Origin of the sequence: Sulfitobacter sp. HI0129 (assembly GCF_001635395.1) — a bacterium.
In the GTDB taxonomy this organism is placed as follows: domain Bacteria; phylum Pseudomonadota; class Alphaproteobacteria; order Rhodobacterales; family Rhodobacteraceae; genus Sulfitobacter.
In genome coordinates this window covers 1-11,621 of sequence record NZ_LWGH01000418.1, presented here as the reverse complement: position 1 = coordinate 11,621, position 11,621 = coordinate 1, and the positions used below count along the sequence as shown (strand labels likewise).

General features: G+C 62.7%; 9 protein-coding genes. 5 read left to right on the top strand and 4 right to left on the bottom strand.

Features of this window, described 5'->3' with window-relative positions:
* Positions 1 to 970 (top strand): aminotransferase class III-fold pyridoxal phosphate-dependent enzyme (locus A3764_RS11235; protein WP_067951596.1); only part of this gene is annotated, 970 nt, incomplete at its 5' end.
* A gap of 6 nt (positions 971 to 976) precedes the next feature.
* Here the strand turns inward: A3764_RS11235 and argE are convergent.
* Together argE and A3764_RS11225 are read right to left on the bottom strand one after the other, a co-directional pair.
* Positions 977 to 2,134 (bottom strand): acetylornithine deacetylase, encoded by a 1,158-nt coding sequence (argE, locus tag A3764_RS11230; protein ID WP_067919948.1) that lies wholly within the window; start codon positions 2,132 to 2,134, stop codon positions 977 to 979.
* Positions 2,131 to 3,312: a M24 family metallopeptidase gene (locus tag A3764_RS11225; RefSeq protein ID WP_067951595.1), complete on the bottom strand. Its 1,182-nt coding sequence runs from the start codon at positions 3,310 to 3,312 to the stop codon at positions 2,131 to 2,133. Before A3764_RS11225 ends, argE begins: the two co-directional genes overlap by 4 nt.
* A gap of 229 nt (positions 3,313 to 3,541) precedes the next feature.
* On the opposite strand from A3764_RS11225, the gene A3764_RS11220 reads away from it, so the two are divergent.
* From A3764_RS11220 to A3764_RS11205, 4 genes are all read left to right on the top strand, one after another.
* Entirely contained in the window at positions 3,542 to 4,639 is a 1,098-nt protein-coding gene (locus A3764_RS11220; RefSeq protein ID WP_067919951.1) for an ABC transporter ATP-binding protein, read from the top strand.
* A 119-nt stretch (positions 4,640 to 4,758) separates the two neighbouring features.
* On the top strand, positions 4,759 to 5,865 hold the full coding sequence (locus A3764_RS11215) for an extracellular solute-binding protein (RefSeq protein WP_067919953.1): 1,107 nt from the start codon (positions 4,759 to 4,761) through the stop codon (positions 5,863 to 5,865).
* A gap of 91 nt (positions 5,866 to 5,956) precedes the next feature.
* A complete protein-coding gene (locus A3764_RS11210) occupies positions 5,957 to 7,663 on the top strand; it encodes an ABC transporter permease (RefSeq protein WP_201722115.1) in 1,707 nt (568 codons plus the stop codon).
* Between the two features lie 4 nt (positions 7,664 to 7,667).
* Entirely contained in the window at positions 7,668 to 8,846 is a 1,179-nt protein-coding gene (locus A3764_RS11205) for an ABC transporter permease (protein WP_067919955.1), read from the top strand.
* A gap of 29 nt (positions 8,847 to 8,875) precedes the next feature.
* Here the strand turns inward: A3764_RS11205 and A3764_RS11200 are convergent, their stop codons facing one another.
* Entirely contained in the window at positions 8,876 to 10,120 is a 1,245-nt protein-coding gene (locus A3764_RS11200; RefSeq protein WP_236628169.1) for a lytic murein transglycosylase, read from the bottom strand.
* Between the two features lie 161 nt (positions 10,121 to 10,281).
* Positions 10,282 to 11,621: ribonuclease R family protein (locus A3764_RS11190; protein WP_150122146.1), on the bottom strand; the 1,340-nt coding region annotated here is incomplete at its 5' end.

Genomic DNA, 11,621 nt, shown 5'->3' with positions numbered 1-11,621 from the left:
GAACGCCTATCACGGCTCTTCCATGGGGTCCGGCAGCCTTGGCGGGATGGCGTTCATGCATGAACAGGGCGGCATGCCCATCCCCGGAATCCACCACATCAACCAACCCGACTGGTGGTCCGAAGGCGGAGATCAGAGCCCCGAAGACTTCGGCCTTGCCCGGGCGCAGGAACTGGAGGCGAAGATCCTCGAACTCGGCCCCGAAAAGGTCGCCGCCTTCATCGGGGAACCGGTGCAGGGTGCGGGCGGGGTCATCGTACCGCCCAAGACCTACTGGCCCGAAATCCAGCGCATCTGCGACAAGTACGACGTGCTTATCATCGCGGATGAGGTGATCTGCGGCTTCGGGCGCACCGGCAACTGGTTCGGCTCCCAGACCATGGGTATCAAGCCGCATATCATGACGATCGCGAAAGGGCTCAGCAGCGGCTACGCGCCCATCGGCGGCTCCATCGTCTGCGACGAGGTGGCCGAAGTGATCAACGCCTGCGAATTCAATCACGGCTACACCTATTCCGGTCACCCGGTCTGTGCCGCGGTGGCGCTGGAAAACCTGCGCATCATGCAGGAAGAGAACATCCTCGATCATATCAACAAGGTCGCGGCCCCCGCCCTGTCCCGTGCGCTGGACGGTCTGGCAGAGCATCCGCTGGTCGGCGGGGTCAACATTTCGGGGATGATGGCATCGCTGCCGCTGACCCCGGACAAGGAAACCCGCGCATCCTTTGCAGCAGACAAGGGCACCGTGGGCTACATCTGCCGGGAGCATTGCTTTGCCAACAATCTGGTGATGCGCCACGTCGGTGACCGGATGATCATTTCCCCGCCGCTCGTGATCACCCCCGAAGAGATCGACATTTTCGCAAAACGCGCAAAGGCGGCGCTGGACGCGACCTATACCGAGCTGCAGGAAAAGAGCTTGTTGAGCGCGGCGATACCCGAACACGACACCCCGTCACCCTTGGGCTGACGGGTTTCAGATCAACCGTTCGCCAAGGCGGTCGAGCATCCGCAGGCAGGCATCAAGCTGGTCGAGTTCGACATATTCGTCCGGCTTGTGCGCCTGCCGGATCGATCCCGGGCCGCAGACCACCACGTCGACGCCGTAGTTCTGGAACAGCCCCGCCTCGGTGCCGAAAGGCACCACATCCGCACCGTTGGCCCCCAATAGCCCGGCCACGAGGTCGCGCGCCGCGTTCAGCGGCACGGGCTGCAGCCCGGTGATTTCGCCCATGGTCTCGGTCGAAATGTCGGCATCGGGGCAGATGGCCCGCATGTGCGGCAGCAACTCTTCCTCGACATAGGCCTCCATCACCTGCCGGACATGGTGATAGTCCTCTGTCTGGACGGGGCGGAATTCCCAATCCACCTCGGCCCGACCGACAATAACGTTATGCGCATGCCCGCCCGCGATACGCCCGATGTTGAGCGTGGTTTGCGGCGGCTCGAACCGGCTGTCCGGCGGGGCGCGACCGCGCAGTTCCTCCCGCAGGCCTAGCAAACGCATGACGAAGCGCGCCGCGTATTCTGCGGCATTCACCCCCCTGTCGGGATCCGATCCGTGCCCCTCCAGCCCCGTGAAGCGGGTGGTATATTCGCAGCAGCCTTTGTGGCCTTCGATCACCCGCATTTCCGTGGGCTCCCCGACGATCGCGATATCAGGGCGCAGCCCGCGCTTGGCCAGTTCCGGGATCAGGGCCTGCGCCCCCAGACAACCGGTTTCCTCGTCATAGGTGAAGGCGAAGTGCACCGGGCGCTTCAGCGGCATTTCCGCGAACCGGCGCGCTTTTACCATGGCGGCGGCGATGAAACCCTTCATGTCGCAGGTCCCCCGCCCGAAGAGCCGCTCCCCCTCGCGGCGCAGCCGGAACGGATGGTCAGACCATTCCTGATCGGTCACCGGCACAACATCCGTATGCCCAGACAGCATCACACCGCCCGGCACATCCGGCCCGAGAGAGGCAAAGAGGTTCGCCTTTGCCCCGCCGTCGTCGATAAACAGGTGACACCGCGCGCCGAGAGCCGCCAGATCGTCGCGCAGCGATTCCGACATTTCCCGGTTACTGTCGGTGGAGACCGTGGGAAAGGCCACGAGCCGGTCAAGCTCGGCCACGGTATGTTCCAGATCGCTCACTTGACGAACATCCGGCGCGGACGGTTGCAGAGCGTCTCCACAGGGCCGCTTTCCCGGATGCGAATGCTTTCGGTGATTTCGATCCCCCAATCTTTCATCCAAAGGCCGGGCATGAAGTGGAAGGTCATATCGGGTTCCAGCACGGTTTCGTCCTCGGCGCGCAGTGAAATGGTCCGCTCGCCCCAATCCGGGGGGTAGCTGAGCCCGATGGGGTAGCCACAGCGCGCCCCGCGTTCGATCCCCGCCCGTTCCAACGGTGCGGCCAGTGCATTCGCCACATCGCAGGCACGGTTGCCTGCGCGCGCGGCCTCGAGCCCTGCTTCCAACCCCNCCACCAGTGCTGCCTCTGCCCTTTTGAGGTAATCCGGTGGCGTTCCCAGAAACAGCGTCCGGCAGAAGGGGGCGTGATATCGCCGGTAACAGCCGGAGATCTCGAAAAACGTCGCCTCGCCGGTGGCAAAGGGGCGGCCATCCCACGTCAGATGCGGCGCAGCGGCATCGGTCCCCGAGGGCAGCAGCGGCACGATGGCCGGATAGTCGCCCCATGCGCCGGGAACGCCGCGGATCGCGTCGCGATAGATCTCCGCCACCACCTCGTTCTTGGGCATCCCCGGCTCAACCCGTTCCAACAAACCATCCACGATCTTTTCGGAAATCGCCGCCGCCTTGCGCATATAATCCAGTTCCGGCGCGGATTTTATGGTGCGCTGGCGGTTCACAAGCGCCGTCGCATCCCGGATCTCCGCGCGGGGCAGTGATGCACAGAGGGTCCCATGCGCCTTGGCGGAGTAATAGTAATTGTCCATCTCCACCCCGATGCGCGCGCTTTCGAGGTCATGCGTCCGCAACGCCTCCGCGAGGGCCTGCATCGGGTGCCTTTCGGTGGACTGAACATAATTGTCGGCGTAGCCGCGGACCCGGTCGGCAGACATCCAGACCGTGCGTAACGCCCCGTTCGTATCCTGATTGCGGCCCCACCAGACAGGATCGTCATCCGGCAGAACGATGACCCCCTGATGCACGTAGAAGGACCAGCCGTCATAGCCGGTGATCCACGCCTGATTGCTGGGATCGGTGACGAAAAGCGCGTCCAGCCCCGCTGCCTCCATCGCATGTCGTACCAGAGTAAGCCGGCGGTCATATTCCGCGCGTTCGAACGGCAAATCGATGGCTGGCATATCGCACGATTCCCTGTGGTCCGGGAAAACGGTGAAACAGCGCTAAGCTCCATGCAAGTTATTTATTGGGCAGGTCAATCGACTGATTCCACCCTCTACGCCGCAAAATGGCCTGCAAATGACGCTTCCAGACCCAAAACTCGGTAAATCGGTTGCAAACTCGGGCTGGTATGGTTTTACATCGCTGCAACAAGCGCGGAAAACCGCCAAGTCCAATGGGGAGCCAGTTTTGGCCGACACACAGAAAAACGGCGCGTTCGTCGAATTCGATCGCGTTCAGAAAAGCTATGACGGCGAAACTCTTGTCGTGAAAGATCTCAACCTCAGCATGCCGAAGGGAGAGTTCCTGACGATGCTGGGGCCGTCCGGTTCGGGCAAGACGACCTGCCTGATGATGCTGGCCGGTTTCGAAACCGCCACCCACGGAGACATCCGGCTGGACGGCGTTTCGATCAACAACATCCCGCCGCACAAGCGCGGCATCGGCATGGTGTTCCAGAACTACGCCCTGTTTCCGCACATGACCGTGGCGGAAAACCTCTCGTTTCCGCTTGAGGTCCGCAGGATCAGCAAGTCGGAGCGCAAGGAAAAGGTGAACCGTGCGCTCAGCATGGTGCAGATGCAGGATTTCGCCGGTCGTCGCCCCACCCAGCTTTCGGGTGGCCAGCAGCAGCGGATCGCGCTCGCACGGGCGCTGGTGTTCGAACCCGAACTCGTGCTGATGGACGAACCGCTCGGCGCGCTGGACAAACAGCTGCGCGAGACGCTGCAGTTCGAGATCACGAACCTCGCCCATGAGTTGGGTATTACCGTGGTTTACGTGACCCATGACCAGACAGAAGCGCTGACGATGTCCGACCGGGTCGCCGTTTTCGACGATGGCCGCATCCAGCAGCTTGCCCCGCCGGACAAGCTCTATGAAGAGCCGGAAAACAGCTTCGTGGCCCAGTTCATCGGCGAGAACAATACGCTGGATGGCGTGGTGCAGGAAATTTCGGACGGCATCTGCGTCGTGAAACTGGACAGCGGCGAGGTGATCGACGCGAAGCCGGTGAACGTCAGCAAGGTGGGGGAGCGCACGCGCGTTTCCATCCGGCCCGAGCGGGTGGAGATCAACCCGCAGCTTGGCGAGAACGCGCATACGCTCAAGGCCGAGGTTCTGGAATTCATCTACATGGGCGACGTCTTCCGCACACGCCTGCGCGTCGCGGGCGTGGACGATTTCGTCGTCAAGACGCGGAACCGGGCGGATCAGGTTCGTCTGGAACCCGGCAGCCATGTGCAGATCGGCTGGCTGCCCGAAGATTGCCGCGCGTTGGACGCCTGACGCGCGCGCGACCCGTCGCTGCCCGCCCCAGGGCGTGGAGGCGATCGAGAGAGAGGCTGTGATCAAGCCCGATGTCACACCTTCAACACCCAAACGGGCGAAAAATGGGAGACTACCGAATGAAATTGACCAAGACACTACTGGCCACGTCGGCCCTGACCATCGCCGCGGGCATGGTGCACGCCGATGCACATATGGCCGATGAAATGACAATCGTCAGCTGGGGCGGAGCCTACTCCAACTCCCAGCAGAAGGCCTATCACGACCCCTACATGGAAAAGACCGGCGTCAAGATCATCAACGATGAATCTTCCGCCGAAGCGGTTTCCAAGCTGCGCGCCATGAAAGAAGCGGGCAACGTGACATGGGACGTCGTCGACGTTGTTGCATCCGACGCCCTGCGTCTGTGCGATGAAGGTCTGGCGATGGAAATCGACCCGGACGAAATGCTCGCCGAAGGTGACGACGGCTCCAGCGCGAGCGATGACTTCGGCGACCTGCTCGTCGGTGACTGCTTCATCCCGCAGATCGTCTATTCGACAACCGTGGGCTACCGCACCGACCTTGTCGGCGACACACCGCCCACAGACATCTGCGCGATCTTCGACACGGAAACATATCCGGGCAAGCGCGCGCTGGAAAAGCGCCCGATCGGCAACATGGAATGGGCCCTGCTCTGCGATGGCGTCGACAAGGAAGAAATCTATGACGTGCTGGAGACCGAAGAAGGTCAGCAGCAGGCACTCGACAAGCTGGCAACCATCAAGGACGACGTGATCTGGTGGTCCGCCGGTGCCGACACGCCCCAGCTTCTGGCTGACGGCGAAGTCATCATGGGCTCCACCTACAACGGTCGTCTGTTCAGCCTGATCGAAGAGCAGGATCAGCCCGTCGCGATGATGTGGGACGCGCAGGTCTTCGACCTTGACGGCTGGATCATCCCGACCGGCCTGTCCGAAGAGCGTCAGGCCCGTGCGCTCGACTACGTCCGTTTCGCGACAGACACCCAGCGTCTGGCGGATCAGGCGAAGTACATCTCCTACGGTCCGGCACGGAAATCCTCCGCACCGCTGGTGGGCAAGCACGCCGAACTGGGCATCGAGATGGCACCCCACATGCCGACCGATCCGGAAAACGCCAAGAACACGTTCCTCTACAACTACGAGTTCTGGGCTGACTACCGTGATGACATCGACGCCAAGTTCCAGGCTTGGCTGGCGCAATAAGCGCTTCGATACCGGAAGGGGCCACGCGGCCCCTTCCCCTTTCATCGGTTGATCCGATGACCCTATAGACAGCCCCACCCGCGAGGCCGCCATGACCGACGTCACCGACGCTACCACCGCAAAAAGCGCCCCTACCCCCGACGACGGCATTCGCATTGCCGACGCGGAAGCCTCGGGCCCGGTTCTTGCCGCCGATGGAACGCCGCTCAAGCGGTCCCTCAGCCGGGCACTGCGGATGCAGAAGCTTCGCGCCCTTGCCCTGATCGCCCCCCTTCTCATTTTCGTGCTGATCACGTTCATCGCACCGATCGCGGACATGCTGTTCCGCTCGGTCGAAAACGATGTCGTCGCCGAAACCCTGCCCCGCACAACGCCGATGCTCGCCGAATGGGATGCCGATAGCGGCACCCCACCCGATCCCGCCGTTTTCAAGGCACTTTATCAGGACATTTTCTTTGCCGCCGAACGCAAGCAGCACACGGTGCTGGGCGGACGGCTCAACTACGAGATGACCGGCATGTCGTCTCTTTTCCGCAAGTCCGGGCGCAAGGTCGAGGACATGGGAGAGGTCTATCAGGACCAGTTCGAGGACCTGAACGAATTCTGGGAAGAGGGTGAGAACTGGAATGCCCTCATGGGGTCGGACGAGTGGAACGCCGAAATGGCGGCCTGGGACCCCAAGGGGGACGCGCGTCAGCCCCGGTTCGAACTTCGCGACGGTATCGAAGAACTGCTCCCCCAGACCTCGGAGACCTTCAGCGCCTATGCGAAATTCATCCAGACCGTGGATGAAGACAACTTGGCCAAGGAAGACCCCTGGGCCATTGTCTATTCCGCGCTCTATGACGACCTGACAGGCCCCGCCGCCGCCAGGTTGAACGACTACTCAGGCCCCGCCGCAGAGGAACTGCGCGCAGCCGCCGCCGCGGTCGACACCTTCGAAACGGTGGATTACGTCGCCGCGTTTCAGGACATCGACAAGGACTGGACCGATCCGGAGGTCTGGCAAACGATCAAAACCTATTCACCGCGTTTCACGAACGGATACTTCCTGAACGCGATCGACATGCAGAAATCGCCCGACGGGCCAGAGATGCGGCCCGAGAACCAGCAGATCTATATCAAACTGTTCTGGCGTACGCTGGTGATGTCGCTAACAATCACGGCCTCCTGCATCCTGCTGGGCTATCCCGTGGCGTGGATCCTCGCCAACCTGCCCGCTCGCACCGCGAACCTGCTCATGATCCTCGTTTTGCTGCCTTTCTGGACCTCTCTGCTGGTACGGACGAGCGCGTGGAAGGTGATGTTGCAACAACAGGGTGTCATCAACGACACGCTGGTCTGGCTGGGGCTGGTGGACACGATGGACCGGCTGGTGCTGATCAACAATCAGACCGGCACGATCATCGCGATGACCCATATCCTGTTGCCGTTCATGATCCTGCCGCTCTATTCGGTGATGCAGACAATCCCGCCCAGCTACCTGCGCGCCGCCAAATCGCTTGGCGCCACGAACTGGACGGCTTTCTGGCGGGTCTATTTCCCGCAGTCGGTTCCGGGCATCGGTGCGGGGTCGATCCTCGTCTTCATCCTTGCGATCGGTTACTACATCACGCCCGAAATCGTCGGCGGCACATCCGGTATCTTCATCTCGAACCGGATCGCCTATCACATCTCGCAATCGCTGAACTGGGGGCTCGCTGCCGCACTGGGGACGATCCTGCTGGCCGCGGTGCTGCTGCTCTACTACGCCTACGACAAGATCGTCGGTATCGACAACGTCAAGCTGGGGGGCTGAGATCATGGCCGTTCTGACACCTGTTTCACGCACCCCCGCAAGCTTCTACGCCTCCGTTGTGGCGGCCTTCGGCGCCTTCGCCGGGCTGCTGGTCGGCACCGCTCAGGGCAGCGGCCTGATCGGCCTGATTCTTGGCGCCGTCGTTATGGGAGCCGCCGCCTACCTGATGGCCGAGGTTCTGGGGAAGGAGAAGACGTCCCGCTATGGGCTCGCGCTGCTCATGGCGCTTGGCGGCTTCTTCATCGGGGGCCTCGTCGCGGCGGTTATTGGCGCGCTGTTCGGGCTGTTCTTCGGCTGGCTGACCTTCTGGCTCTACGAAGGGCGATACAGGGCAAAGGTCGCCCCTTATCTCACCCCCGGCCAGGTCCTGTGGCATTATACCTTCCGGGTGATCTGCGGCGCGATCTTCATCTTTCTGATCACGCCGATCCTCGTGGTCATGCCGTTGAGCTTCAACGCCGAGGATTTCTTTACCTTCACGCCGGAAATGCTGCGCTTCGATCCGGACGGGTATTCGCTGAAGCATTACCGCGATTTCTTCACCAACTCCGACTGGCAGAACGCGGTGCAGAACTCGATCCGCATCGCGCCGGTCGCCACCCTGCTTTCCGTGGGCTTCGGCACGCTTGCCGCCATCGGGCTGAGCCAGCCGCATGTTCCGTTCCGGCGCGCGATCATGGCGATCCTGATCTCCCCGATGATCGTGCCGCTGATCATCTCCGCTGCGGGCATGTATTTCTTCTACAGCCGCATCGGCCTGCAGGGCACCTATCTGGGCGTTGTCCTTGCCCATGCGGCCTTGGGCATCCCCTTCGTCATCATCACCGTGACGGCGACGCTGGTCGGGTTCGACAATTCGCTTACGCGCGCGGCGGCCAACATGGGGGCCAATCCGGTCACGACGTTCTTCCGGGTGCAGATGCCGCTCATTTTGCCCGGCGTGATCTCGGGCGGGCTCTTCGCCTTCATCACCTCTTTCGACGAGGTGGTCGTGGTGCTCTTCGTCGGCTCGGCCGGGCAGAAAACGCTGCCGTGGCAGATGTTCACCGGGCTGCGCGAACAGATCAGCCCGACCATTCTGGCGGTGGCGACGATCCTCGTGTTCATCTCAATATGTCTGCTGACGGTGGTGGAACTGCTGCGCCGCCGGTCGGAGCGTCTGCGGGGCATGTCGCCGGGCTGATCCAGCCCGGCGCCGGCCATTTCGGGCGCTCAGCCTTCGCGCAGACGTTCCAGCAGGCGAAGTGATGCGTAGCCATCCGGCACAAGCCCCCGCGCCTTCTGGAACGCGCGAACGGCGTTGATGGTCAGCGGCCCGACCTTGGCGTCGATCTTCTGGGTGTCGAACCCAAGCGCCGTCAGCCTTGTCTGCAGCTCGATCCGCTCATCATAGGTCAGCGCCCGGTCGCCCCGAGGCCAATCCGCGACGATGGGGCCCTTGCCCCCGATCCGGTCAGCCAGATGGCCCACGCCGATCACATAGGCGTCTGCGCTGTTGTACCGCTCGATCACCGCGAAGTTCGGAAAGATCATGAAGGCCGCGCCCTGCGCGCCCCCCGGCAGCAGGATCGAGGCTTCGGCATGATCCGGGATCGACCCGCCCGCCTGCGGCTTCACACCGCGCTCCGCCCAAACGGATGGGAGCATGGTGATGTCCCGGCTGGCTTGCATGTAATCGAAATCGTCGGGCAATGAGACCTCGACGCCCCATGGCTGCCCCGCCGTCCATCCGAAGTGTTTGAGATAGGCCGCCGTCGAGGCGAGGGCATCCGCGGGATCATCCCCCCAGATGTCACGCTTGCCGTCGCCGGTGAAATCGACCGCATGCGCGAGGTAGGAAGAGGGCATGAACTGTGTGTGGCCCATGGCCCCGGCCCAACTGCCTGTCATTTCCTCCGGCGTCGTATCGCCGTCCTGCAGGATGTTCAGCACACCCAGCAACTCGCCTTCGAAAAAGGCACTGCGCCGGGCGTCATAGGCCAGCGTCGCCAGCGAGGAGAGCACATGGTCGGTGCCGCGAAAAGTGCCATAGGCGCTTTCGAGGCCCCAGATCGCGGTGACGATTTCCTTCTCAACCCCGAACTTTTCTTCTATCCGGCTGAGCGTATCACGTTGGCCGGCAAGCGCCGCCTTACCGTTCGCGATGCGTAGGTCGGAGGTGGCGGTTTCAAGATAATCCCAGATGGTCTTGGTGAATTCCGACTGGTTGCGATCCCGGCGGATGACCTCCGGATCGTAGCGAACCTTCCGCATCGCGTCATCGAACACATCCTCGCGGATACCGGCCTGAAGGGCACGCGGGCGGAAGGCTTCGATCCAGGCGCGCAGCCCCGCGTCGGAGCCTGTTTCAGCAACCGCCTCTTCCGCAAGTTCGGGCGCGCTGATCACCGCGGCTTCGGGGGGCTTCGCGTCCTTTGCATTGGGCCGAAGGGAGGCTTCGGGGTCTGTCTGCGCCATGGCCCCTGTACTGCACCCCAGCGCAAACATCGCCGCCACGCTGATTCTGCTTTTGAACACTCGCATCACTCACTCCGACAACTTCGTCGGGGTGACCATACCCGTAGCCCCGAACCGGGCAAGGGGCCTACCGGCGCGTCTGCGGACCTTCGCCCATGCCCTCAGCGGCGAGAGCGTGTGACCTTCCGCTTTACCTTGTCCTTCTTGCGCTTGGCCTTGGTAGCCTTGCGCCGGGGATTGCGGGCAGTCTTCCGTGACGGATCGGCGCGGGCGACCTCTTCGCCCTCCACCGCCAGCAATTCCAGCGCGATCCCGCCCGTCACAGGAACGGCTTCGGCCAATCGCACGGTGACACGCTGCCCGATGCCCAAGGTCATGCCGGTATCGGCCCCCATGAGCGTTCCAGCTTCGGCATCGTAATGAAAATACTCGCGCCCGATGGCCCGCATGGGCAGCAGGCCGTCGGCCCCGGTCTCATCCAGTTTGACGAAAGCGCCGAACCGGGCCACCCCGCTGATACGACCGGTCAGTTCGGCCCCAACCCGGTCTGACAGGAAGGCGGCGAGGTATCTGTCCGTCGTGTCGCGTTCGGCCATCATCGAACGGCGCTCGGTGTCCGAGATGTGCTGCCCCGTCCGTTCGAGGTTCTCGATATCCTCCATGCTCAGCCCGTCCTTGCCCCAGCCGTGGGCCGTGATCAGCGCACGGTGCACCAGAAGGTCGGCATAGCGACGGATTGGCGACGTGAAATGCGCATAGGACCGCAGGGCCAGACCAAAATGACCGATATGCTGGGGCGCGTAATAGGCCTGCGTCATCGACCGCAGGGTAGACAGGTTGATAAGTTCCGCATCCTCGGACCCCGCCGCCGCGTCCAGCAAGCGGTTGAGATGCGCCGTCTGCAGGACCTGCCCTTTTGCCAGCGTGTAGCCCGCGGCCTGAACGGTTTCGCGCAGGCTTTCCAACTTCTCGGGGGATGGCTCCTCATGAATGCGGAAGAGTAGGGGCGTGTCTTTTTTCAACAGTGTTTCCGCCGCGGCGACGTTCGCCAGCACCATGAACTCCTCGATCAGCTTATGTGCATCGAGCCGGTCCCTGAAGGCGACGGATTCCACCTTGCCCTCGTCCGACAGGATGATCTTCCGCTCCGGCAGATCGAGGTCGAGCGGCTGACGCCGCTCCCGGGCCCGTCGAAGCGCCTCATAGGCGGCATAGAGCGGTTTGAGGATATCCTCCAGCAAGGGGCCGGTGCGGTCGTTGGGGTTGCCGTCGATCGCATCCTGCACCTCTTCGTAATGCAGCGAAGCGGGGGAGCGCATGAGGCCGCGGTGAAAGTCATGGCGCAGCTTTTCGCCCTCGGCATCCAGCACCATACGCACGGCGATGCAGGCGCGCGGCACACCTTCGTGCAGGCTGCACAGGTCGCCCGACAGCCGGTCCGGCAGCATCGGCACGACGCGATCGGGGAAATAGGTGGAATTTCCGCGTTTGCGCGCCTCCC